Genomic DNA, 25,800 nt, shown 5'->3' with positions numbered 1-25,800 from the left:
TGTATATCGTTGCTATTAGGTTGCTCACCTTAAGTTTGATTTGGTTATGTTTGCGATCTGTGTCACGATAAGCGGCTTTAGGGTAGCATCTCTTAAGCCGCTTATGTTTCTATGTCATTTACGTTATTTAGCTCTGTCTATTTAACGTCCTTAGAAGTAGAGGTGCGTCAAATATCAGTACCAGCAAGTAGGGTGATGCCTATGATTTGTTGCGAAAGGATTTGATGCCGAAGTGATATAGCATATCAAGGCTTATTGCTGGGGCTGTTACCGAATAGGTACAGCACTGCCATAGTACTTTTTATCTGGAAGATAAAAAGATTTGTATTGATGTCTAACATTGATATTACTGTGGAGCGCTACTGATAGGACAGGTGTAAACAGCTTCCAATGCTATATCCCACCAGTTCAGTCGGCCTCCATTCGTACTTAGCGAAGATAATAATTAAATGACCATTTTAAGTTATGCCGATTCGGCACTGTCGTTACTACCTCCGGTAGTGGCAATCATTCTGGCGATGTTTACTCGTCGTGTTTTACTGTCTCTGGGTGTGGGGATCATTCTCGGTGCATTGTTGTTGACTGATTTTGCTGTCGTCAATAGCGGCCAATATGTAGGTCAACAAGTCGCAGGACTTGTGTGGGATGACGGCGCATTAAATAGCTGGAATTTATACCTGCTTGGCTTCCTTATTGTACTTGGTATGATCACGGCGCTGATCACGGTTAGCGGTGCGGCTCGCGCCTTTGCCGATTGGGCCCGCTGCCATATTCGCAATAAGCGTGACGCAAAATTGCTAACCATGTTTTTGGGGTGCGTCGTATTTATTGATGACTACTTTAATAGCCTTGTTGTGGGGAGTGTCGCAAGACCTTTAACTGACCGCTATTATATTTCCCGTAGTAAGCTGGCTTACTTGCTTGATTCTACCGCCGCTCCTATCTGTGTTATTTCACCTGTTTCTAGTTGGGGCGCTTACATTATCGCTTTGATTGGCGGGATATTAACGGCACATGGTTTTGCTGATTCAGGACATTTAAACACTTTTGTGCAGATGATCCCGATGAACTTCTATGCCATTTTTGCTTTATTGCTCTTACTTTGTGTTGCGCTTATGGGGCTGGACGTAGGTCCAATGCGCCAGCATGAGCTCAATGCACAAAAAGGTACCCTTTACGATGAGTCTAAAGGGTTACCACCTGGGGCCAATTCTGGCCTGCCAGAAGCCGATACCGGTAAAATACTCGGTTTGTTCTTGCCAATTACAGTGTTAGTTTTTGCCACATTCTTCTTTATGGTAAACAGTGGGGCAGACGCTCTAGCAGAAAAGGGTCAAGAGTTTAGCTTACTGGGCGCATTTGAAAACACTGACGTGGCTTCATCATTGTTCTTTGGTGCTTTAATCGGTCTTGTGGTTACGCTGGCTTTGGTTACTATTCAAGGTGTAGGCAAAAAGATGATCGGCAAAGGCATTATTGAAGGTGCTAAGTCAATGTTGCCAGCTATCTACATTTTACTATTTGCTTGGACAATTGCAGGTGTTATTGGTCAACTCGAAACCGGTAAGTACATGGCTAGCTTAGCTACCGGTAATATTCCGTTTGCAATGCTACCTGCTGCACTGTTTATTCTTGCTGGATTGACGGCCTTTTCAACCGGTACCAGTTGGGGCACATTTGGTATTATGCTACCAATTGCAGCCGATATGGCGATGGGTAGTGACACAACGATGATGTTACCAATGCTTGCCGCTGTGCTCGCTGGTGCGGTGTTTGGGGACCATTGCTCACCTATCTCAGATACCACTATTTTGTCATCTACTGGGGCTAACTGTCACCATATTGATCATGTGATAACACAGCTTCCTTATGCGTTAATTGTGGCGGGGATCAGTTTGTCTGGTTACTTAGTGCTTGGCTTCACCGGCTCGGTAATGGCAGGTCTACTGGCGTGTAGTGTGTTGTTTGTTATTAGTATTATTGGGCTACGCATTAAGTCATGTCAGCGAAAGGCATAAGCTGGTTTGAGGCTACTATTTAGCAAATGTTTAAGGTAGACGTTTAGGGCTCAGGATTCACACCGTCGTTATTAAATGACAGCGTGAATTTATAGACATTAAAAAGCCGCTCTCAATTGAGAGCGGCTTTTTTTTGTGTGGTCACTTACCATACTATTTTGTCAGCACATTGGTCACGCTGAGCAAATATAATGGCGACTACCTTATTGATAGCACCTACCACTAGGTTAACGTTCTCGTAAAATGAATCACGAGAACGTTACTTTGTGCTACTTGTTTAAACCACGACGGTTAAGTAGAGCTTCAGTTGTTGGCTCTTGTCCTCTAAAGGCTTTGTAAGCGTCCATTGGCGCAACAGTGTTACCTACTTCGCGAATGGTTTTTCTAAACTTCATGCCGATGTCACGATTCAAACCGCCTTGTGTTTGCACATAGGCAAAGGCGTCGGCTGCCAAGATTTCACTCCACATGTAGGCATAGTAACTCGCTGAGTAACCACCAGGGAAAGCGTGTGAGAAGAAAGTTGATTTATATCTTGGTGGAACAGCTGCTAGGTCAACACCGTGCTTTTTCAGTGCCGCCGCTTCAAAAGTAGCGACATCTTGCAATGGCGTGCCCGGTTTTAGTGAATGCCATTCTAAATCAAGTAACGCCGCTGACATGTATTCTAATGTGTCAAACCCTTGGTTGAAACTACGTGCAGTTAGTACTTTATCAAGTAGCGCCTTAGGAATAGGTTCACCTGTTTGGTAATGCTTCGCGTAGTTAGCTAGCACGGTTGGGTGACCGGCCCAGTCTTCTTCAAAAGTTGATGGGAATTCAACAAAGTCACGTGAAACTGAAGTACCTGACAGTGTCGGGTAGTTAACTTTAGAGAACATGCCGTGAGTACCATGACCCAATTCATGGAACATCGTAGTTACTTCATCGTAGCTAACAAACGTAACTTCGCCCGCAGGGGCTTTTTTAATGTTCATCACGTTGACGACAACAGGCTTATTGTTTAGCAGTTCAGACTGATCAACAAATGAACTCATCCAAGCGCCGCCACGTTTGCCTTCGCGGGCAAAATAATCGGCATAGAAAATAGCTAAGCTAGTACCATCTTCATCGAAGACTTCATAGGCTTTAACGTCTGGGTGGTAAACCGGTAAATCTGGACGAGGGGTAAAGGTTACACCGTAAAGAGTGTTAAGCGTGAAGAAAACGCCATCTTTTAATACGCGATCAAATTCGAAATACGGACGAATCGCTTCAGCGTCTAGGTCAAATTTATCTTTACGTACCAGCTCAGCGTAATAAGCCCAATCCCATGGTGCTAGTTCAAAATTACCACCGGTTTTGTTGATCATCGCTTGTATATCAGCCGCTTCTTTTTTGGTGTTAGCAATGACTGCTGGCACCATAGAGCCAAACATTTCGTATACCGCTTCAGGTGTTTTTGCCATTTGTGGCGCTAAGCGGTAATCAGCCCAGCTATCATAGCCAAGTAGCTCTGCACGTTCTGAACGAAGTTGTGCTAAACGAGCAACTAAAGTTGCCGTTTCATTTTCGCCAGTTAGGCCACGGTTTGAAGATGCTTCCCAAATTTTTTGGCGCAGTTCGCGGTTGTCTAATTGCGCTAGAACCGGCTGGCGTGTGGTGTTCGTTATGTTGAGTTGGTATTGGCCGTCATGTCCATTGGCAGTTGCATCAGCAGCAGCAGCTCTAATTGCGCTGTCAGATAAGCCGGCTAACTCAGATTTATCGGTAACAATGATGGCGTTTTCTTTTGTGAGGCGCATCAAACGTTGAGCGAACTCATTGGTCAGTGTTGATTGTTCTTCATTTAGCGCGCGAATTTTTATTTTTTGCTCATCAGTTAATTTAGCGCCGGCAAGAACAAAACGTTGGTAATAAACCTCAACTAAGCGTGTCGCCTCAGCTGATAAGTTAAGTTTTGCGCGGTTGTTATAAATGGTTTCAATGCGGTTAAACAACTCAGGGTTTAGATTGATGTTGTCTGAATGTGAGGCCATTTTTGGCGCCATTTCGCCCTGTAGTTTGCGTCGCGCTGGGTTGCTATCTGAACCGGCCAAGTTATAAAAAACTTGTGACGTACGGGTAAGCAATGCACCACTTTTTTCCATCGCTACAATAGTGTTATCAAACGTTGGCGCAGCTGGGTTGTTAGCAATTTTCAAAATTTCTTGATAGTGCTCTTTCATACCCTGAATAAGTGCTGGTGCGAAATGCTCATCTTTAATTTTGCTAAAGTCAGGTGCGTGGTATTGCAACGTACTGGCTTGTAAAAATGGGTTTTGTGTTTGAACCATAGTCGCTGCCGTTTGGTCTGTTTGAGTCGTAGAACAAGCGCTTAATGCGAGCGTAGCTGTAATAGCTGCTGCGATAAGAGTTTTATGCATCTTATGAGGCTTCCTTCATTATAGTTGTTTTGTTGTTATACCTAACGAGTTATGTCGTTGGTTGTTTTTGCGGCGCATATGACAATGGTAACCTGTTGAATGTGTTGAGTTGCACACAACACTCTTCAATTGTTTGTTAATTTATCCCGAAAATTAAAGTCAATTAACCTTTTAAACGCTAAATTGTGATGTCAGCGGTAGCAAAATTGTAGCGAAAAGTAACGTAGTTTAACTTGTGCTAAATCACATTGAGATGAATGGGTGATGAAAAAGTTACTGTATTGCTGTTTTTTGTGCTTATTTTAGATTATCCCGCTGTTAATAATAACCTTGCAAGGCAGTGCAACGGCGGGGCGTTGAATCACGTTATTTAGGTTAGTAGATGTTTTCAGTTAGCTAATAATGTTAAACTCAACACGAATTAATCCATAAGGACACTCGGTTTGGCGCAACTATATTTTTATTACTCAGCAATGAATGCGGGTAAATCAACTTCATTGTTACAGTCTTCATATAACTACCGCGAGCGCGGTATGAATACATTAGTAATGACTGCGTCAATTGACGATAGATTTGGGGTTGGTAAAGTCGCGTCGCGTATTGGTATTGAAACCGAAGCACAAGTATTTGGTAGCGGTGACGACTTAGCACAAATGATTGCTAAGGCGCATGTCGATCAGACTCTGCATTGTATTTTAATCGATGAATCTCAGTTTTTGAGTAAAGAGCAAGTCAAACAGCTAACTTATGTGGTCGATATTCTGGGTATTCCAGTATTGTGTTATGGCCTTAAAACGGATTTTCAAGGCGAACTCTTTAATGGTAGTCAGTACTTGCTTGCTTGGGCTGATAAATTGGTTGAACTAAAAACCATTTGTCACTGTGGCCGTAAAGCTAACATGGTCGTTCGCCTTGATGGTGATGGTAAACCTATGCGCGAAGGCGAGCAGGTAGAAATCGGTGGCAACGAAAGCTACGAGTCTGTGTGCCGCAAGCACTTTAGAGAGCTGATCTGGGATTAATCTTTTTATTAGGTTGAACATAATAGAAGCCAGTTGCTTAGCGCACCTGGCTTTTTTGTTTTTGCCCATCTAGCAGATGCGTATTTAGCGGCTACCCTCGCAAGTTAAGCTCTGACTACGACGCTGTATTACATAAGCTCTGACATGGTCGTAAACTAAGTTGTAAATAAAGACGTAAATAGTAATAAAAATGGTGACCCCAATGTCCATGATAAAGGCTTGCCACAGGCTCACCGCTAATAAGTACGCCATTACCGGGATCGTGATAACCAGTAACCCAACTTCAAATAGGGTTACATGCATAATACGTAACCCAAATGAGCGTGAGAGCTTGTCACCTTTGGCAAATTGGTCAAAAAACCAGTTATAGATATAATTCCATACCATCGCGATAGTCGCGATAACTATCATTGTTCCTGATAGTGCTTCAATTTTATGGTCGGTGAAAATGGCTAAACCAATGACCGAAAAAGTGACGGCTAACACCTCTAGCAACACTGAATGAAATATTCTTTCTACAATACTCATATAACGCCTCAACAATACATCTCAACTTAAAAACAGAGTGCGATTATGACAGCGAAGCAGGATAGATAAAGTTAGCAACCATCACGATTAGTGATACCATTAGGTTGTTCTAATGAATTTGAGGCGGTAAAACATGTACAGTTTCGAGCAATTAAAAGTGTTTATCACCGTATGTGAATTCGGTTCTTTTTCGGCTGCAGCCCGCAAGCTTAACCGTGCTCAGTCTGGGGTGAGTCAGGCGATCGCGAATTTAGAGGTTGCCATTAACCAAGATTTATTCAATCGTGACAAAAATACACCAGTGTTAACCGACAACGGTCACGCCTTATTACCGATTGCAAAATCAATATTGAATGAACAGCAGTATTTTGATCAAAAGGTCGAAGCATTAACAAAAGAGTACGAACATGAGTTAGTGATCGCTATTGATGAAAGCCTAATAGATGAAGCGCTATTAAAAAGTATCACTCCTTTAGCAGACCAATTTCCCATCACCAATTTCGAGATCATTACCGCGGCAACGTTTGACGTTGAAGCACTTGTCCGCCAGGGCAAAGCCCACGTTGGAATTGTGTACGCCGATGGCGAATTAAAAGTGGATATGGATTTTTTCCTGCTTGGCCAGGCTCGGTTTTTAACGATTGCCTCACCTAAGCATGTGCTAGCGACGTTGCCGGTGGTACAGGATGCTGACTTAAAGCGCTATCGCCAATGTGTGCACCGAAGTGCTAAACAAAAAGAGCTTTGGTTTAGCTATGGGATCAGTTCAATGATGTGGTATGCCAGTACTCACCAAACCTTAGTGCAATTGGTACAACAAGGGATTGGTTGGGCTAACGTGCCGGAGCTAATCATTAAAAATGAGCTTAAACAAGGTTGTGTAACCGCTTTACCGGTCGCACATGAACATGATGGCTGGCTGACTCCTGTTGGCTGCTTAGTATCGCGACGTCTCGCTGGTGGACCTGTGTTAACCCGTGTGATTGATACGCTACAGCAATATAGCTTTATTGACGAACACTGGCAGCTCAAGTAACCATATGAATGAGACTAAAGGTATTGTTCAATCTGTACATGATTAGATTAAAAATAAGTACTTACTATCGCTAATAAGTAGAACAAATGAGGTTTAGCTTGTTAGCGCTGAGTTTAGTGAAGACAGTGTTTAATAAAAGTCTTTAGCGGAAGTGTTTAATGCAGGTGATGATTTTAACAGCCCGTTATTACATTTACTTGTTAACATTTGTGGTCAAACTACTTTGACATCGACAGCAGTAAACCGTTAATAACATAGTCAAAGTGAAGGGTTGGACTTTTGTGAAAACAGTGCAACACCGTGGCTTAGAGCCAAGTGGTGCACTGAGGTTAATCAACAGTGACAACAAATTATTTTGGCGACGCGGGTAAAAAGTCTCGACCGTCTTTGACTAAATCACTCGTGCCCATTGTTCTGTCATTTAATGAGTTACCGTAGTTATTTCTGCAGTGTGAACATGGGCTCATCTTATTCACAAAGCGGCCTTTTTTAGTGTATTTTCTAATATAGGCATGTGAGATCTCGACATTGCCTCGGTGCAAAATTACGGTATTGCCCAGCTTGCCTCTTAAATCACTTACCGCAGCATCTTCAGCACACATGTTGTCATTAGCGCGCCCCCAGCCAATAACCTCAGGCCCAGAGCCGCAATATTTAGCCGCCACCCAAGGCCCGCTGTGAAAGCCTGTTGGCTTACCATCAGGCAGATGAGAGGGTTTATTTGCTAACTGGTAAGCCACTAGTTCAAGTGCATCGCTTGGTGCTTGATCGCAGCTTGGGCTAAAGCCTAGAGCTCGGTCAGTAGACACAAAATAGTTATGATTGTGACTGATTTTTAAATTTTGGCACACGTGGTTTCCGGGAATGCGTTTTATGGTCACCACTTGGGCTACGCTGCTGTCGCAGGCGAGTATTTTGTCGCCAGAATTTAGTGCTTTAGCGTTAACCCATTGTTTGGTCACGAGGTAAAAAGGGTGGTCGTCGGCCACAAACATCGCGGTTTGTAACTCACCAATTGCGTATTCAATTTCGATCATATTGTTTGTAACACATCCAAAAGTCTTGCTTGTAAAGCACAGTTTAAACCGTTTTACAGCAATGCTAACGTCACCACAATTACACAGTGATGTATTCGCTGTCGGCTGGTGGCTGTAAAGTTGGGCCGTAGGTTGAGTGTAAAGCGGGCTAAATCATCACGGCTTTAAATTTCGAGTCACTGTTTGGACATAATAACAGGATTAGAGCTAATCCCCGATGTGTTTTACGTTTGGGCTTCTCTGGACTAGAGATAGACCATAGGGATGAAAATAACCTACCTAACAGTATGGCTTAGGTAGGTTAATTAACCTGTAGCTGTGCCCGATTAGCTTAACGTTAATGCTACTTTAGTCCCTTGTGCGATTGCTTTTTTTGCATCAAGCTCTGAAGCAACATCGGCACCACCTATTAACTGATAAGGCTTGGTTAAGTCTTGTGCTAATTCTCGTAATGGATCTTGCCCAGTACAAATAACGACATTATCCACCTCTAAGATTTGAGATTCATCATTAACAATTATATGTAAACCTTGATCATCAATTTTTTGGTAAGACACTCCTGGGATCATATTAACGCCTTTATATTTTAGCCCTAAACGATGCATCCAACCGGTAGTTTTGCCGAGGTTTTTCCCCACAGCGGAAGACTTACGTTGCAGTAAATGCAGCTCGCGTGCCGCCGGGGTCACTTGTGGTTTTATGCCTTCAACGCCGCCTCTAGCGCTGAATGTCATGTCAATGCCCCATTCTTTCATAAACAGTTCAATGTTTTGGCTGGTTGGCTCACCTTGATGCGCTAGATATTCACAGACATCAAAACCAATCCCCCCAGCGCCTAAAACGGCCACTTTTTTACCGACAGGTTTTTTATGAACCAGTACATCGATATAAGAGATAACTTTTTCATGGTCTATGCCTTCTATCTCCGGCACTCTTGGTGTAACCCCTGTTGCGATTAGTACTTCATCAAAGTCGCTATTATTTAAAAATGTGCTTGTAACGCGGGTATTGAGCTGTAAATCGATATTAGATAGTTCTAATTGTCGGCCAAAAAAGCGAATGGTTTCATAAAACTCTTCTTTACCAGGGATCTGTTTAGCAATATTGAATTGGCCACCAATCTCTGATGCACTATCAAAAATGGTGACTTGATGACCGCGCTTTGCCAATGTTGTTGCAGCAGCAAGACCGGCGGGACCTGCGCCAACTACGGCAATGCGTTTACTGTTAGTGCTAACAATAAGGTTCATTTCAGTTTCACGGCAAGCTCTAGGGTTGACCAAACAACTGGTTAATTTGCCAGAAAATACATGGTCTAAACATGCTTGGTTACACCCAATACAGGTATTAATTTCATCTGACTTGTTTTGTTCGGCTTTGTTGACAAATTCCGGATCGGCAAGGAAAGGGCGTGCCATTGAAACCATATCTGCATCACCACGGGCGAGTACATCTTCGGCCACTTCAGGTGTATTAATTCGGTTTGATGTAATGACGGGAATAGACAGTGCTTTTTTAAATTTAGCGGTTACCCAAGTAAAGGCGGCTCGTGGAACTTTTGTGGCAATCGTGGGGATCCGTGCTTCATGCCAACCAATACCGGTGTTAATAATGGTTGCACCGGCTTGTTCAATGGCTTTGCCTAATGTCACGATCTCGTCGTAAGACGAGCCTCCTTCGACAAGATCTAACATTGACAGGCGATAGATAATAATAAAGTCTTTACCCACAGCTTCTCGAACTAAACGAACCACTTCAATCGGTAGGCGAATGCGATTTTCATAATCGCCACCCCAATTATCATCGCGATGATTTGTGCGTTTACTAATAAACTGATTAAGGAAATAGCCTTCAGATCCCATGATTTCAACCCCATCATAGCCGGCGCTTTGTGCTTGCTTTGCTCGAGAAATAAAATCATTGATTTGTTTTTGAATACCCGCTTCATCTAATGCTCTGGGCTTAAACATATTGATAGGCGCTTGTATGGCAGATGGCGCGACAAGGTTAGGGTTGTATGCGTAGCGACCAGTGTGCAGTATTTGCATACAAATTTTACCACCGGCTTCATGTACGGCATCGGTAATGCACTTATGGTCCTGTAAATCGTTGTAGTTAACACTATGCTCATCGGACGCATGAGTGCCACCTTCTTCATTAGGGGCGATTCCGCCAGACACTATTAACCCCACACCGCCAGCAGCCCTTTCTTTAAAATAGGCGGCCATACGTTCAGGCCCATTGGCTAACTCTTCAAGCCCTGTGTGCATTGACCCCATAATGATACGGTTTTTTAACGTAGTAAAGCCCAAATCTAAGGGCTGAAATAGGTGTGGATACGGGTGAGACACTGCAGAGTTAGTCGACATTGTGGTTCCTTATCTCGCTCTATTTTTGGCGATGTTTTGTTTTTATTGTGTAGTATAAATGTTGCTTGACAGTGTCAAGATAGCGATTGATTTTGACACTGTCAAGATTGTTAGATACATTGAAAATATTCTCAATTTAACTGTTGTATTATGAAACCCAACTACCACCATGGTTCATTGCGCGAGCAATTGATTGTCGAAGCAACAAGTATGATCAGTGAGTTTGGTATTGATGGCTTATCGTTGCGAAAATTGGCTGAACGCGTCGGGGTTTCTCGAACAGCACCGTATCATCACTTTAAAGATAAAAACGATTTGTTATGTGCAATTGCACAGGGCGGGTTTAAGCAGCTGCAACAAATTAATCGTAAAATTACCATCGCTGAACCGCATGATCTTCGCGCTCACTTTAAACAATATTTTCAGTACTATGTTAATTATGCGACCCAAAACCCAGCGCTTTATGATTTGATGTTTGGCCGAACGATTTGGAAAAATAACGACAGCACTGCTGAGCTGCGAGATATAGCGCATCCCACATTTCAACATTACGTCGAAATGATTGAAACTTGGCAAAATAATGGTTTACTTAACCATAATGAAAATACATTACGTTTATCACAATTAACCTGGGGCATGATGCATGGTATCGCTCGGTTAATTATTGATGGTATTTATGTCGATTCTAAATCGGTGAATGAACTGGCTGATTGTGCGGTAAACTTATTTGTAGGCCAAAGCGCTTAGTGTTGGCCTATGTTTTACGTGCATACATTAATTCATGAGTGCGTTATTTTTGGGCGTATCAACACTCACTAAACTCAAAATCAACGATGGGTTTGGTATTTTCTGCCGTCGATTGGCGATAACGTAAATAGCAGGCTAAAGAGCCAGCATTTTCATCAAAGTTTCCATGCCAATAAACCCAAGCGCCGGGATACACACTCGCACGACTGTGCCATGCTCCTGTTTGTCGATTGTTATTAAAGTCATTTTCGTCAAATGCCAATGCAGCACTGATCCCGCTTTGAGTGCCAGCAGGGTAGCCGTAAACAATATCGATTAACTGACCATTGATCATCACTTGTGCGTTAGGTTGTTTCTCTAGCCCTTCAATAACCGATTTACTATAAACCAAGGTTGCAGTGCTGTTGATCGTCCCTCTGAGATTGCTGGAGGTTGCAATCACGCCTTCAGATGTGAAATTAATAAATTTCGGCATTGCTACGATTGCGATCACGCCCAGAATAATAATCACCACGACTAATTCAATTAAGGTAAAGCCACGGGGTCCATTGTTATGCATGTATAAATATCATCCTTGGTAAAAGCATTTACATTTATGTGATTATATAAATTTCTTGTGCGAGGCAAGGTGAGGCGAGTCGCTATTTTGATGTTGGAAGTTAATTTTGCAATATTTATTGTAATAACATGTTTAAAATTATTCTGTGCTTATATATAAATATTTTAGGTTCGGTGCATATTAATCTTGTAGTTATATACTTAAAGAACCGTCATATTGAGGCCGAAAATTCTATTTAAGCGCTTTACTAAATATAGGTGTTACTAATGTAGCTAACTTGCTGTAGGGCGCGATAATAATTCTTGCTTGAATAACTATCGATTCAAATTAATATGAGCGGCTGCAAGGTGAATGACAACCGCTAAGATATCGTATGACCTATTAGGTTTACGGTTCATCTGTAAAAAAGATGTAAGTACAGGCTTAATTAAGGTTGCTTTTCAACCAAAACAAGGTCTTGAATAATGCCACCATCAAATACTGTCATAGGTGATTCTTTATCAAAACGCATAATTCCAGAAGAGTACATAACATTGTTTTCAAAGTTAAAAACTAAAGTGATGAAATCATTTTTAGATTCTTCTATCCAGTTAACAATGTACATTTTGTTGCCGATTTTACGAGAGCGGTAAGGAACATTTTTATTACCGTTCCCTTTCTTTTTGCCCGTTAACCAGATGTAGTCAACCATTCCATCATGTATTTTGAACTCAATACCTGCACCTGATTGGTAGAAGTAGTTCATAGTGGTGCCGTCAAGGTGCTGCTCAGTAATGTTAATACCTTTAGAATAAGCACTGCCGCTTATCAGCATGAGGGCAAGGGCGAGACTAGAAATTATTTTGAACATTATTAATCCTTAAATTTGTTTTGGTATTTTGCTCTACAAACCGTACCGCCGGAATATATGCAACTATAGTGCAACGGTGCACTTAATTTATGAGCTAAATGTTCAAGGCACTGATGCTTAAATAGATAGTAGCCGTTGCTGATTATGGCATCAAGCGTGTTTGTGCACAGTTTAGATAAATACAGTTTAAGTTGTTTAAAGTTAGCGGTGAGTCATATTTATTTGGGCTGGCCATGCTTAATTAGCTAATTAAGTATTGCCTTTAGTGGTATTTGGTTTATATGTATTTATCAGATTAAATTTGCTGGCAATCAAATAGCGTTTATAAACAATAATGGATACCGGTTACGGAAGTAACTTTGGGGTTAAGTGGTTGGAACGGATTTTATTGTAAAGACTCGCTCCAACCTGAACGCTAATGTGATTGGCTGCTAGCTAAACGCTGGCCATTTATTAAATGCTTGTTTTTCTAGTTGCATTTTACCGGCTTCGTCTTGATAGATATTGATCCAAGCTTGCCAGTTTTCAAAATCGATATCTGGGCAATCTAAGCGGTAATGGCTACAACGACTTTCAGTACGCATGATGGATGCTTTTAACTTCATCTCGGCAGTGATGATCATGTTCTCGGTTTCATGTGCTAGTCGTAAACTATGCAGATCATTGGCTAGCAACATGGGTACATGGTGTTCTCGTAACTCTTCAACGTAGGCGAGAGCAGCCTGCATCATGCGCTCTTTTTTTATATACAACACAAAGTTAGGGATCATGATCCCTTGTAGAACTTGGGTTACCCATGCTGGACTAAAGCCCCTGTTTCGGCTCAGTGGTGCTAATATTTCTTTTGCCACTGTGTCTGCATATGACTTTGGCACTTCAATATTGAGTGCGATATTCAGGCTATCTTTCGCTGCTGCCGCTCCGGCTATTGCGCCTTGTACTGCGGAGCCTGCCAGTGACGAGCCTATTTGAGTATAAATGCCACCTGACATATATGATCCGAGCGCATCTCCTGCGGCGTAAAGGCCCGGCAATGTTGATAATCCCTGCTCATTAATTGGTACTATGCCTTCTGCTTTGTGGATCGCCATGCCTGCAGATGAGCCGCCCACTTGCTCGCCGCCCATTCCTGGAGGGCCAGAATGACCTTTACCCGATATTAATGTTCTTAATAAACCTTGTTTAGGCGGAGGCGGCGGAGTGGTCATTCTAAATGCTTCTGGAATAAGCGGGCCGCCTTGAGCCATTTTACCGCCTCGTCCGGGTGGGCCCATAGTGACAGGGCCGCCCAACATATATCCTTGATAGTTTAAATCGACTCCAAGGTGATGATTGATCGTGATTGATGTTATAGACGGTTTTTCTTCTACTTGACCATGCCAATTGTCATAACTTGAGCCGGAGTTTTCGGCCGAGCCCGGATGTCCGTCGTTCCACTCTTTACCTGTGACTTTTGCGCCCACTTTATAGGCCATGATGGTGCCATCGTGGGTGAGGTCACATACCGGAAAACCACTCGGTTTAAAGCCGCCAGAACCAGTACATAAGATGACCGACTTTGCATGGTAATGGATAATTTTGTTCTCATCTAAACTAAAGCCAGATGCGCCAACGATTCGACCTTGTTGTTTGAGTAGATGAGTGATCATGATGCGCTCTTCAACGGGAATGTTGCGTTCATCAATCGGGCGCATAAAGCCTTGGTTAAGTAACGGTGAGTCAAAGAATCCCCATTGTTTTAACTCTTGTACACGTGCATAGGAGTGCTCAGCCAGCTGGCGGGTAAAAACCGGATTATTGGTTTGAATTGCGGATTCACTGACCTTATCAACAAATTGGTCAATACTCATTGTGGCAGTGTGTTTGTCGTAGCTAAAAATGCCTTTAGCGAAAGGCGTTAAGCCTGAACTGCCGACACGACCTTTTGATACCACTAACACTTTTGCGCCGCTATCGTGGGCTTTAACCGCTGCGAACAATCCGGCCATACCTCCGCCAATGACAAGTACGTCGAGTTTACGCGTCTCTTGCGAAAAATCGGCGCGGTCTACTGCTGCGCGTTCTCTTTTGGGGCGAGGACCTTTAGCGGTTGCATCAAAAGGGAGGCTCGCTATGGCAGCGGCGCTGGCAATACCGCCAGCGGCTCCAATAAATTGACGACGAGATAAAGTAGGTTTTGATTTCATGATTATCTCCAAGACACAATAACTGGAATGTTTTTTTCAGGTGTAATCGTAATGGCACCAACCGGACAATATAAGCGACACAGATGACAGACTTGGCAATCTTCTGGGTAGCGTATTTCTGCTTTTTTAGTGTCTTTATTCATATGGATAACATCTGTTGGGCAACTTTTGACGCAGGCTTCGCAGCCGATGCAGCCAGAAATTTGTTGAATCGCCATTATTTGCTCCTAATTAAAATGCCAGTTGTTCAAAGTGGACTTGACCTGACGAGATCCCTAGATGAGTTAAGTGTTTGCTGGTTGCTGTCATCATGGCCTCTGGTCCGCATAAATAAACGCTCCAGTCTTGCTGCTGACCAGCAGAGATACTGGCGCTGATGTGGGGTTTATCAACATAGCCTTGCTGGATATCAAGAGGTGGTGTGTCACCGTTTCGATAAACTTGATTAACGTCTTTTTGCTCAATAACTTGCTCGCAAACCAACTGCAACTTAAAGTTGTGCATGGATTGCTCTAATGCTATCAACTCGTCGATACAAACCATTCTTTGTAGGTTTTTATTGGCGTAGATGAGGCGAATAGGGCGGGCGTCATTTCGTTTTGCCAGTTCGCGTAACAGGCTGACCATTGGAGCAATACCAGCACCACCGGCTATTAATGTAATACCGCTGGCAGTCGAACTTTGAGCCAAGCTCATACTGCCGTAAGGCCCGTCAACAAAAACAGTTTGGCCCACACTAAGTTGCGCCAGTGATGAGGTGTAATCGCCAAGTTCACGGATAATAAAAGACAAATGAGCTTGATCATTATGCTCTGAGGCAATCGAAAAAGGATGTTGCTCAAGGTTGTAAGCTGAGCCACTGGTGTTGAGCCAAGCAAACTGGCCCGCTTCATATGCAAAGCGTTGCTGCATAGCTGGCTTTATAGTGAGTTGCCAATCACAGGTGCTGATTTTATTTATTGCAGTAATAGCAAAAGGCTGACGCTGTATTTTACGAGGCTTAATCAAGTAGTTATAAACGAGCAATAATATTGAAAACATATACAGAGCCCACCAAACACCATTAAAATGAGCATTAAACTGTCCATGACTTCCCACTGTAGTGACATGTAATGTTGCCAGCGTGGTGATAACGCCAAAGCCTACAATATGCAGCAGGCGCCAAGTTTCATAGCGAATAGTCAGCTTGTCTTTGTAGATAGCCATCAATACCCAAGCTAGCATCATCAACCAGGCGATTAGTCCGGTTAATAGTTGTGGAGCCGTCAGCATACTGATAAAGCTAGCGCTGAAATCATCAAACGACATCATCATTTTGGGGGCTAAAATGAGCAGAGGATGTACAAAGAAAAACAAACCAAGGTATTGGCCTAGACGCTTATGTTTGGCAACACTCCAGTCGATATTGCTAAATAGTGGCACCGCTTTAAGTCGACCAGCTAAAGGAAACTGCACAAAAAAGGCTGTCATGGCGATGAGGGTTATGGCACCTAATACACTGCTGTATAAACCTTCATATACCATGCCTAAACTTTCAGCGGCAATAAAGGGTAATAGCAATAATGCACAATAACCGAAGGTGGCTGCATGTTTGCGCGTTAGGCGCAGTGTGCCAACGCGAAACATAATCGTTTTTAAATTGATGATGTTTGATATCGACATATGTGTTCCCATTTATCGTTGATAATATGGGATAAATTATCAGTAGCCGGGTTAACGCCGGGTTAATACTCGATAATAACGCAGTAGTATTGGGGATTTCGTTGATTATTCCAGTCACCTTAACCAAACATTAACCTTGTTATTGTTATTATGTGCAGCTTAAGCAAAGTGTGTTAAAAATTTAGAGGTTTTCATGGGGATAGATAAGTTGCAGTTACTGTTAGTTGAAGACGATATTGACTTGGCTACCGCCGTGATTGATTATTTTGAGCTTGAAAATATTCAATGTGACCATGCCGCCAATGGTTTGTCTGGTTTAAACCTCATTAGAGCTAACCATTACGATGCGGTTATTTTAGATTTAAATATGCCTAAGATGAATGGCCTAGAAGTGTGCGAAACGTTGCGTACCCAAGGGATCGATGTTCCTATTTTAATGCTCACCGCCAAAGACACTCTCGACGATAAGCTTACTGGTTTTGCAAAAGGGGCTGACGACTATTTAGTTAAACCTTTTGCGATGGAAGAATTGATTGTGCGGGTGCAAGTGTTATCGCGTCGGCGTAGTGGACAAGTGACCACACTTAGCGCATGCGGTTTAGAGCTCGATACTAAGCAGCAAGTTATTTGCCGGGCGGGGAGTCCGTTAAAATTGTCGCCCACAGGTTATAAAATATTAGAAGTTTTAATGCGAGCAAGCCCGAATTCAGTGAGCCGAGAAAGGCTGATGCAAAGCGTATGGGGTGATGAACAACCAGATAGTAACAGTTTAAAAGTTCACATGTTTAACTTAAGAAAAGTGGTCGATGGCAATGCTAGCGACAACAATGAAAACAAATTAATCCACACCTTGGTTGGTCGTGGCTTTGTGCTAAAAAATGAGTCTGAAGCATGAAAATTACGCCGAGCCTAAAACTGTATTTTTTAGCCATGATGTTGTTCACCGGCGTGGCCACTATTTCAGTGATGTCGCTTTTCAGTGTGCATTATTTTTTATCCGGTGTCGATTTTTCAATGAGCGACATGATGAAGCGTCAAGCTAAAGATCAACAAGTTACAGACGGTCAGCCAGTTAAGATCCGCGGGGTTGTTGTTGCAAGTCGCTGGGAAGATCTTCCGCCTCAGATCCAAGCCAATATTAATGAGCAAGAACTTGTTCCGGGTGAGCTCATGAAAAGTATTGATGGTAACCCGTTTTTCTCGCCGCCCAAGGCGGGTTTTTTTGCCATTAAAATGCAACATGGCGACCAAGTTCGATATGTGTCATCGATGTTTCTATCGCCACATGATCTGAAAAACCGACCGCGAAAAGGTTCGCATTTTTTATATATTTTTCTTACTGGACTGGTGGGGATTATTGTCTTTTCGTTGGCGCCTTATTTGATATTACGCAAGGTGACTAACCCTGTTGAAAAGCTAAAAAACTGGGCCAAAGGCTTAAATAAAGAGCAGTTGTCACAGCCTATTCCAGATTTTCACTATAGTGAACTTAATACCTTAGCTGACATAGTGCAATCTAGTTTAGACTCTGTCCAAGAGAGCCTAGCGCGCGAGCAACAGTTTTTAGGTTATGCTAGCCATGAGCTACGCACTCCTATCGCGGTGACTCGCACTAATACCGAGTTATTGCGTAAAATGATGCTAAAAGGACTCTCAACGGAGAAGCAGTTACAAGTGTTAGACCGCATAGACCGTGCTAGCGTTACCATGACTGACCTCACCGAAACGCTATTGTGGCTAAACCGTCAAGCAGACAAATCGATTCCACTTAAACCGGTGGCTATTGGTGTGTTAACAAAGCAGTTGTTTGAGGAGCTTGGTTATTTACTCAAAGGTAAAATGGTGGAAATAAGCTTTGAAACTGACGACACGATACAACAATTGCCCGAAGCACTTTGCCGTATCGTACTGACAAATTTAATTCGCAACGCACTGCAACATACCTGCGAAGGTCAGGTTATGGTTACGCAAAAAAACAGCCTGCTTACTATTAGTAACGAAAACCTACAAAGCGACTACATCAAAGATGAACTGGGATTTGGATTAGGTTTAGAGTTAACCCAGCGGTTGGTGAAACATTATGGCTGGCACTATAAAAATGTGTGTACTGACAATGGGCATTATGTCGAAATTGATTTTTGTACGAAAGCCTAACACGGCTCGCTGAGTGAGTATTGGGCTAATGATTTTCCAGCTGATAACGTTTGATACCAATCGTTAAATACCAACTCAAACTGAGAAAATCTGACTCGGCCAAAGGGGTAATGTTGATACTGCTGGCACAAAGCTTTTAGCTTTTGCCTTTGCTGTAGAGGCACACAAAAACGGATAACAGAGCAATGCGCCGTGATCAGTTTGTAGCGGCTATCAATAGTTGACGCTAACGGTGCTTGACTGAAATGCTGACGCAGTTTGTCGCGTAAGTCATTTAAGCCTGAACCTACCGGAAAGCCTTGGATCATAATGCAGGCGGGTGAGGCTGTAACGCCCCTAAACTCTACCTCAATTGGCTCAACATGGTGCAAAACCTGTTTGAGTGCTTCAATATAATCAGTTGAGTTAATGTCTGTTAGATTAAAACCTGCAGCGCAAGTAATAATAGACAGCAGGGTAAGGTGGCGTTCGTTAAAAGGTTGGTAATATTGCTCAGGCTCAATGCATTGTGCTTGGTGTAAAAACTGGTCTATACGTTGGCATACACTGTGATTATTTGCTGCTAAATAGGCAAGGGCGGTGATGCCACGGCGGTTATCGGTTGGGTTGATAATGTTAGGATCTAGCTGAAAACGGTTGTCATCAACTGCAGCGCAATATTGAGCCCATAGATTGTCGTAAATATTTTGGATCATTTATCTACCTTGATTAAACCGGCCAATGTTGGCTGCATTAACGAATGTGGCCCCTCGCAATAACTTTCAGTTCGCCTGTGTTTTACAGACTATAAATAACAGCGTTTGGCTGAGTTAACAGCATTATCTAATGCTTTGTATTTAAAAAAGGCGCTGGTGGGCCACTGTTAACACCGCGGTTAATCAGTCGGGAACCCTTTAAACGATTTAATTGATTGAACAGAATCGGACCATCAAAGTTTTTTGCCTCAATTACCCACAAATAGTACTGATAAACCAAGCAATAATATGGGTGAATAATCATTTTTAGCCTGTAAATTAACACTACCTAATGCAAGCGGCAACACTTTAGTCAGTTCGACAGCCCACATTGGCGGCGTGCCGCAATTAGGCGCTATTTATTGGGGGCGGGTACGCTATTTGTTGACTGCCAAAACAATACACATTGATACCGGATTAATTTAATTTCCCACTTTTAAAAGTCGATTGATAACTGCTTTTGTAAGCTATTTTGCAATGAACCATTGCAAATATAAGGCTGTTTTTATGACTGTACATTAGCTATTTGTTATTGAGCGATTGCTTGTTCTGGTGAAAATAAATACTACTTAAGGTATATTTAATACTCTGGTCGAACAAAGTTCAGCTTAAATGTGTGATCTAACACTAATAATGAACAATTAAATAATTTAACTATTAGTAATGCTAGGTAGATAAATTAACTCTAGATGATGATAACCATTCTCAAAATGTCCGTAGGTGCGTGAAATAATAGTACATTTGTTTGTTTTCATGATTTTGAAGTAATTCACTAATTGGTAATGTAATGTGATCTGCTAGGCACTTTGTAAAAAAATGTGGCTTATTCCTTAGATGTGTGTGCAGCTTGTCTTTGTGCTTTAGCAGCATTTAAAATACCTATATCGATATACAACCGGCTTGTTAGTTAATGTCCATCTTCAAATTCATAAAGTCAGTGAGTCATAACGTTAAGTTAATGGCTGCGAGTTTACTCACGTTACTCGTTCTTGTTTTACCCGCTCAAGCAACACCATGGAATGCACTCGATTCTGAGCAACTCGAGCAGCAGTTAATGGCAAAGTTTGCCGAGGGTAAATACTCATCTAAAGGGGCAGATTCTTGCCTGATGTGTCATAAAAAAAATCAAAAAGTATTGGCGATTTTTGACGGTGTTCATGGCGACATGAATAGCAGTAAATCACCAATGGCAGAAATACAGTGTGAAGCTTGTCATGGCCCGTTAGGGAAGCATAATCGTGGTGGTAAAGAGCCGATGATTAGCTTTAGTGATGACAGCAAGCTGTCTGCTGTTAGCCAAAACAGTGTGTGTGAAGGCTGTCATAACGATCCGAAAAAGATGGCATGGCACAACAGCACCCATAACCTAGAAGAAGTGGCTTGTGCAGACTGCCACAGTGTACATGCTGCTAAAGACCCAGCTCTTGACCGTTTAATGGTTAACGATACCTGTACCTCATGTCATACCCGCGCTAAAGCCGATATGAACAAGCGTTCATCGCACCCAATGAAGTGGGACCAAATGACATGTGTTGATTGTCATAACCCACATGGTTCGATGACACAAAGCGCGCTAATCAAACCAAGCCTTAATGAGACTTGTGCTGAGTGTCACGCCGATAAACGTGGTCCATTCCTTTGGGAACATGCCCCTGTAATGGAAGATTGTGCTAGTTGTCATACTCCGCACGGTAGCGTTAACGATGCCTTGCTTAAGTCTAGAACGCCGCAGCTATGCCAGCAATGCCATGCCGATGACGGCCATGCAAGCCGTGTCATCACACAATCTGGCCAAGATGCCTTCAGTGCAGGTAAAAGCTGTCTTAACTGCCATAGCAAAATCCATGGTTCTAACCATCCCGCTGGTAGCAACTTTGCCCGTTAAGACTTGGAGTGAGTAATATGCGTTCAACTAAATTATTTTCATTAAATATCATTACACTTGCTTTGCTTAGTACAGCAACTGGCGCGAACGCTGCAGATTTTGGCGTTCAACAAGCTAATATCAGCAAGCAAAAAATAGCTAAATACCAATGTAAGCGTTGTGTAGTAACTGAAGGCCATACTGGTACTGTGGGTGGCACAATCGGTCGTGTTGAAGCTAATGATGACCATGCCATCAATAAACTTACGACAAGCACCGATGACGTTGCTGCCGGTGTAAATGCCGATATGGCATACCAGCAGGGCGTTTATAAAGCCGATATTCAAGCACATCAATTGGGTATGGATAATGGTTTTATCAACATTAAAGTGGGTAACACCGATCGCTACCAACTTGATGTTGACTATCAAAGCATTACCACTAACCAGTACAGTAATGCGCAAACCAATCTTTGGCACAATGACGGCACGTTAACTCCAAGTGAGCACTCTCGTGTACTTGATCTTAATCTGCAAAGAGAGCGTGGCAGCATTGGTTTTGAATATGACTTTGCCCAGCTAACGGGATTAGGTTTGAGCAGTTTTGCCCGTTATGACCGCGAAGATAAAACCGGTAATCGTTCAGCTAGCTTGGTCAACCCAAGCCCGGTGAACTTTGCTGAGCCTGTTGATGAAACCACTGACAAGTTCAGTGCTGGCGTGGTACTTGACGGCGAGAATTGGTTATCAGAGCTAAGTTATTACGGCTCACGATACGAAAACAATATTGGCGACCTTAGCTTGCCATACAGCTACGATGTTTACAGCGCTACACCCGACAACCAAGCGCACCAAGTGTCGCTGTCAGGTCAATACCGTTTTGCATCAAGTGTAGTGAGTGGTCGCGTTGTATCTGGCCGCATGATCCAAGATGAAGACCTAATTCAAATGAGCGGCAACCCATTGCAAAACTGGGATGGCCAAGTTGATACCTTCAACAGCAACCTTACCGCCAGCACTCGAGTGAATAACCGCTTACGTTTGGGCGCGAGTTATGACTACAGCAAGCGTGATAACCGTTCATCGGTATATGACTTTGCCCAATACGAATACAACTCTATGTCGGGCGCATTTGTGCAAAACACCGCCATGGATATTGACCGCCAAACAGCAAAAGCCAATGCAAGTTACCGTATTGCCAGTGGTTACCGCTTACAAGCGGGTTACACCTATAAGCAGGTTGACCGCAACTATGGTGAGCGTGAAGAAACCAACGAAAGCGAGCTTTGGAGCAAGCTTAACGTTCGCGCCATCGACAAGCTAACCCTTGATTTTGGCCTAGGTTACTCCGAGCGTGGTGGCAGTGATTACCAAGCGGACGAGCTGACCTCAGACGAAACGCAATCGTTAATGCGCAAGTATCACCTTGCAGATCGTAATCGTAGCGAAGTGAATGCTCGCGCCAGTTATGCACCACTTGAATGGTTAACCGTTGATGTTAGCACTTACTATGCCAACGACGACTACGACACCACCGTTATTGGTCTAACTCAATCAACAGATTATGGCTATGACGCTAATGTGCACCTACAAGTAGCAGCGCCATTATCTGTGTACGCATTTGCCGGACAGCAATGGATTGATTCAGACCAAAGCGGCGACCAAAGTGCTGTTTGGCATACTGAAATTCGCGATGAGTTTATTAACTTAGGCTTAGGCGCAACTTACACCGGGCTATTAGAAGACAAACTAACCCTAGGTGTGGATTACCTATTTGCTAACTCTGAAAGCAATACCGGAGTCGACCCATCAAGCAGTGCTGCTTACGGTGCATATTACTCTTATGAGCACAGCGTAAGCCTTTACGGCCAATACATGATCTCGCCTCAAATGGCACTCAAATTGGAATACCAATACGAGCGTTATTTCGATACAGACAGCGCCATGGTCACCGCCGATACCGATTCAGGTTTAATCACCCTTGGTGAGCTAAACCACAATTACAACGCCCATCAACTGATGTTGACCTTCAGCTACAAGCTGCAGTAAGTCAATTCAGTCACAATTTAAGTTTGAGGAAAGCGAAATTATGGAACGCAGAAGTTTCTTAAAAATGAGTGCTGCACTGGGCTGTGCAGCAACAGTAACAGGTTGTAATTCTAGCTCTGATGATGCGAACGTTACACCACCAACGACTCCAGTGGGTGATGAACAAATTACTTGGTCAGCGTGCCTAGTAAACTGTGGTTCAAACTGTCCAGTTAAAGTGTTTAGTCGTGACGGCGTGATTACCCGCGTTGAAACAGATCACGATGTAGAAGATGGCGAAAACATTTACCAAGTGCGTGCTTGTGCGCGTGGTCGTTCACTACGTCAACGTACTTATGCGGTTGACCGCCTAAAATCGCCAATGAAGCGTGTTGGCGAACGTGGCGAAGGCAAGTTTGTACCTATTACTTGGGAAGAAGCAGCTGAAACTATCGGGACTAAGTTGTCATCGGTAATTGCTGAGCACGGTAACAAAGCGATTTTCCGTAGCTACGGTTCTGGTGCTTACTACGGTTTTGCATCAAATGCATGTTTTAACCGTTTGTTTAACCTTAACGGCGGTTGCTTGAGCTACCACGGTAACTACTCATGGGCACAACAGCAAGAAGCGGCAGCTCACACTTTTGGTACTAGCAGTACTAAAGGTTCAGCCACTGTTACATTAGCCAACAGTGACTACTTTTTAGGGTTTGCTTACAACCCAAGTGAAATGCGTCAATCAGGCAGTGGTGAAGGTTACGATTTCCTTAAAGCACTACAAAAAGCCAACGGCCTTAAAGTGACCATGATTGACCCGCGTTACACTGACTCAATGCTAGGTAAAGAGTCAACATGGCTACCAATTCGCCCAGGTACTGACGCAGCATTAGCTGAAGCCATTGCTTACCAAATGATTAGCTCTGGTTGGGTTGACGCTAACTCGCTTGAGTTTATCAGCAAGCACACCGTAGGCTACGACGCTGCATCTATCGAAGCGCAAAAAGCGATTTTTGCTGCGAGCTCAGACGAAAAAGAGCTTGAATACGCTGCCGTGATGAACTCAGACGAGAACTACCGCGATTACATTCTAGGGCTTGGCATTTATGCTGATGCACCAAAGAAAACGCCTGAGTGGGCTGAGAAAATTACTGGTGTTCCGGCTGCGCAAATCGAGCAAATTGCACTTGACCTGCAAAGCGCTAAGGCACCATACATCGTTGCTGGTGCTGGTGTTAACCGCCAAGCTAACGGTGAACAAACTGTACGTGCCCTTTACATGTTGTCAGTATTGACGGGTAAATTAGGTACTTTGGGTAGCTCTAACGGCGAATTGCCAAATATGAGCCGTATGTACCGTGGCAGCATTCCAACAGGCACTAACCCTGTGAAAGAGAAGATCTCATTCTTCACTTGGTCTGAAGCAATTCACAATGGCGAAACCATGACTGCACGTAGCCATGGTGTTCAAAATACCGACGGACTGGATACGCCACTTGGCACTAACATCAAAGTCATTGTTTCAGCGTCAGACAGCACCTTGCTAAACCAACATGCTGAAATCAATAACACGGCTGAGATCTTAAAAGATGAGTCAGGTGTTGAGCTAATTGTAAGCTGTGACTGCTGGATGACTCCATCGGCTAAATTTGCCGATATTATCTTGCCAGACACTAGCTGGTTAGAGTCAAACGATTTGGTCGATGACTCTTACGCATCAGGTGCAATGAGCTACCTAACGGCGATGAAGTCTGCAATCGAGCCAATGTGGGATTGTAAGTCTATGTACGAAGCATCAGCGATGATTGCGAAATACATGGGCAGTGGTGAAGAAGCGTTTACAGAAGGTAAAACCGAAGCTGAATGGCTTGAAGAGCTTTACCAACAAACCAAAGCAAGCAGCACCAATGTTGGTGTTGAGCCAGCGTTCCCTGAGACTTATGCAGAAGCTCAAGAAATTGGTCTATTCCGCAAGCATATGGATGACAACCACGTGGCACTTTCAAGCTTTATCAACGACGGTGAAGCCTTAGCTACGCCAAGTGGTAAAATTGAAATCTACTCGGCAGAACTTGCATGGCGCTCAGCTAACTGGGATCAAGAAAACAGCAACCTTAACCCTACTGGCGTTAAAGGCGACACCATCACAGCTATTCCACAGTACACAGTGACATGGGATGGATATGAAGATGAAGAAACCAGCGTTGATTACCCAATTCAACTTGCGGGTTACCACACTAAAGGCCGTACTCACTCAAGCTACCACAACGTACCTTGGTTAAGAGAAGCGGTTGAAGATGCAGTTTGGGTTAACCCAATCGACGCCACTAAGTACGGCGTAGCTTCTGGTGACAATGTTGAAATGTACAACGACCGTGGTTCTATTGCCGTAAAAGTGCGTATTACGCCACGTGTAGCACCAGGTGTATTTGCACTGGGTCAAGGCGCTTGGTTCAGCCCAGGTACAACAGTGGGTAGCACCGGTCACATCATTGATGAAGGTGGCGCGATTAACTCACTAACACGCTATCAACCAAGTCCAGTTGCTAAAGGCAACCCACAGCACACCATCCGTGTCGCAATTAAAAAGATTTAAGAGAGTAGT

19 protein-coding genes and 1 riboswitch are annotated in these 25,800 nt (G+C 43.3%); of the genes, 9 read left to right on the top strand and 10 right to left on the bottom strand.

Annotated features, from left to right (window positions below; all coding sequences use genetic code 11):
* Window positions 1–149: 149 nt before the first annotated feature.
* Window positions 150–370: riboswitch (Lysine riboswitch) on the top strand.
* A 79-nt stretch (window positions 371–449) separates the two neighbouring features.
* Window positions 450–2,018, top strand: coding sequence for a Na+/H+ antiporter NhaC family protein (locus RGE70_RS12845; RefSeq protein WP_310471843.1), 1,569 nt, complete (start codon window positions 450–452; stop codon window positions 2,016–2,018).
* Window positions 2,019–2,287: 269 nt separating this feature from the next.
* Here RGE70_RS12845 and RGE70_RS12840 read toward each other — a convergent pair whose 3' ends face one another.
* Window positions 2,288–4,423: a M3 family metallopeptidase gene (locus RGE70_RS12840; RefSeq protein WP_310471842.1), complete on the bottom strand. Its 2,136-nt coding sequence runs from the start codon at window positions 4,421–4,423 to the stop codon at window positions 2,288–2,290.
* A gap of 443 nt (window positions 4,424–4,866) precedes the next feature.
* Here RGE70_RS12840 and RGE70_RS12835 point away from each other — a divergent pair, with 443 nt between their 5' ends.
* Complete coding sequence (locus RGE70_RS12835) at window positions 4,867–5,445, top strand: thymidine kinase (protein WP_310471841.1); 579 nt, start codon at window positions 4,867–4,869, stop codon at window positions 5,443–5,445.
* Window positions 5,446–5,529: 84 nt separating this feature from the next.
* Here RGE70_RS12835 and RGE70_RS12830 read toward each other — a convergent pair whose 3' ends face one another.
* Window positions 5,530–5,973, bottom strand: coding sequence for a PACE efflux transporter (locus tag RGE70_RS12830; protein ID WP_310471840.1), 444 nt, complete (start codon window positions 5,971–5,973; stop codon window positions 5,530–5,532).
* Between the two features lie 133 nt (window positions 5,974–6,106).
* Here RGE70_RS12830 and RGE70_RS12825 point away from each other — a divergent pair, with 133 nt between their 5' ends.
* On the top strand, window positions 6,107–7,009 hold the full coding sequence (locus tag RGE70_RS12825) for a LysR family transcriptional regulator (protein ID WP_310471839.1): 903 nt from the start codon (window positions 6,107–6,109) through the stop codon (window positions 7,007–7,009).
* 350 nt (window positions 7,010–7,359) lie between these two features.
* Here the strand turns inward: RGE70_RS12825 and RGE70_RS12820 are convergent, their stop codons facing one another.
* Entirely contained in the window at window positions 7,360–8,046 is a 687-nt protein-coding gene (locus tag RGE70_RS12820; RefSeq protein ID WP_310471838.1) for a polymorphic toxin-type HINT domain-containing protein, read from the bottom strand.
* A gap of 326 nt (window positions 8,047–8,372) precedes the next feature.
* Complete coding sequence (locus RGE70_RS12815) at window positions 8,373–10,415, bottom strand: oxidoreductase (RefSeq protein ID WP_310471837.1); 2,043 nt, start codon at window positions 10,413–10,415, stop codon at window positions 8,373–8,375.
* 150 nt (window positions 10,416–10,565) lie between these two features.
* On the opposite strand from RGE70_RS12815, the gene RGE70_RS12810 reads away from it, so the two are divergent.
* Complete coding sequence (locus RGE70_RS12810) at window positions 10,566–11,162, top strand: TetR/AcrR family transcriptional regulator (protein ID WP_310471836.1); 597 nt, start codon at window positions 10,566–10,568, stop codon at window positions 11,160–11,162.
* A 58-nt stretch (window positions 11,163–11,220) separates the two neighbouring features.
* On the opposite strand, the gene RGE70_RS12805 is transcribed toward RGE70_RS12810, so the two are convergent.
* The 5 genes from RGE70_RS12805 to RGE70_RS12785 all read right to left on the bottom strand — a co-directional run bounded on the left by RGE70_RS12805 (window position 11,221) and on the right by RGE70_RS12785 (window position 16,419).
* Window positions 11,221–11,721, bottom strand: a complete 501-nt coding sequence (locus RGE70_RS12805; RefSeq protein ID WP_310471835.1) for a prepilin-type N-terminal cleavage/methylation domain-containing protein — start codon at window positions 11,719–11,721, stop codon at window positions 11,221–11,223.
* A 427-nt stretch (window positions 11,722–12,148) separates the two neighbouring features.
* The gene (locus RGE70_RS12800) at window positions 12,149–12,571 is read right to left on the bottom strand and encodes a MoaF-related domain-containing protein (RefSeq protein ID WP_310471834.1); all 423 of its coding nucleotides are present in this window, start codon (window positions 12,569–12,571) and stop codon (window positions 12,149–12,151) included.
* 431 nt (window positions 12,572–13,002) lie between these two features.
* Window positions 13,003–14,757 carry an FAD-binding protein gene (locus RGE70_RS12795; protein WP_310471833.1) on the bottom strand — a complete coding sequence of 585 codons (1,755 nt, stop codon included), beginning with the start codon at window positions 14,755–14,757 and terminating at the stop codon, window positions 13,003–13,005.
* A gap of 2 nt (window positions 14,758–14,759) precedes the next feature.
* A complete protein-coding gene (locus RGE70_RS12790) occupies window positions 14,760–14,975 on the bottom strand; it encodes a 4Fe-4S dicluster domain-containing protein (RefSeq protein WP_310471832.1) in 216 nt (71 codons plus the stop codon).
* Between the two features lie 13 nt (window positions 14,976–14,988).
* Window positions 14,989–16,419 carry a ferredoxin reductase family protein gene (locus tag RGE70_RS12785; RefSeq protein ID WP_310471831.1) on the bottom strand — a complete coding sequence of 477 codons (1,431 nt, stop codon included), beginning with the start codon at window positions 16,417–16,419 and terminating at the stop codon, window positions 14,989–14,991.
* A 193-nt stretch (window positions 16,420–16,612) separates the two neighbouring features.
* Here RGE70_RS12785 and RGE70_RS12780 point away from each other — a divergent pair, with 193 nt between their 5' ends.
* Window positions 16,613–17,314: a response regulator transcription factor gene (locus RGE70_RS12780; RefSeq protein WP_310471830.1), complete on the top strand. Its 702-nt coding sequence runs from the start codon at window positions 16,613–16,615 to the stop codon at window positions 17,312–17,314.
* Window positions 17,311–18,573: a sensor histidine kinase gene (locus RGE70_RS12775; protein WP_310471829.1), complete on the top strand. Its 1,263-nt coding sequence runs from the start codon at window positions 17,311–17,313 to the stop codon at window positions 18,571–18,573. Before RGE70_RS12780 ends, RGE70_RS12775 begins: the two co-directional genes overlap by 4 nt.
* On the opposite strand, the gene RGE70_RS12770 is transcribed toward RGE70_RS12775, so the two are convergent.
* Entirely contained in the window at window positions 18,570–19,268 is a 699-nt protein-coding gene (locus RGE70_RS12770) for a 2'-5' RNA ligase family protein (protein ID WP_310471828.1), read from the bottom strand. The genes RGE70_RS12775 and RGE70_RS12770 overlap by 4 nt on opposite strands.
* Window positions 19,269–20,265: 997 nt before the next feature.
* On the opposite strand from RGE70_RS12770, the gene RGE70_RS12765 reads away from it, so the two are divergent.
* From RGE70_RS12765 to RGE70_RS12755, 3 genes are read left to right on the top strand one after another with little or no spacing between them, the layout of a single operon-like run.
* Entirely contained in the window at window positions 20,266–21,192 is a 927-nt protein-coding gene (locus RGE70_RS12765; RefSeq protein WP_310471827.1) for a DmsE family decaheme c-type cytochrome, read from the top strand.
* Between the two features lie 17 nt (window positions 21,193–21,209).
* Window positions 21,210–23,219 carry an MtrB/PioB family decaheme-associated outer membrane protein gene (locus tag RGE70_RS12760; RefSeq protein ID WP_310471826.1) on the top strand — a complete coding sequence of 670 codons (2,010 nt, stop codon included), beginning with the start codon at window positions 21,210–21,212 and terminating at the stop codon, window positions 23,217–23,219.
* Between the two features lie 40 nt (window positions 23,220–23,259).
* Window positions 23,260–25,791 carry a DMSO/selenate family reductase complex A subunit gene (locus RGE70_RS12755; RefSeq protein ID WP_310471825.1) on the top strand — a complete coding sequence of 844 codons (2,532 nt, stop codon included), beginning with the start codon at window positions 23,260–23,262 and terminating at the stop codon, window positions 25,789–25,791.
* Window positions 25,792–25,800: the final 9 nt, after the last annotated feature.

This window comes from Shewanella youngdeokensis, from assembly GCF_033180165.1.
GTDB lineage: Bacteria > Pseudomonadota > Gammaproteobacteria > Enterobacterales > Shewanellaceae > Shewanella > Shewanella youngdeokensis.
Note: the sequence above shows the minus strand (reverse complement) of the source record. Positions and strands in the feature narration are given on the sequence as shown.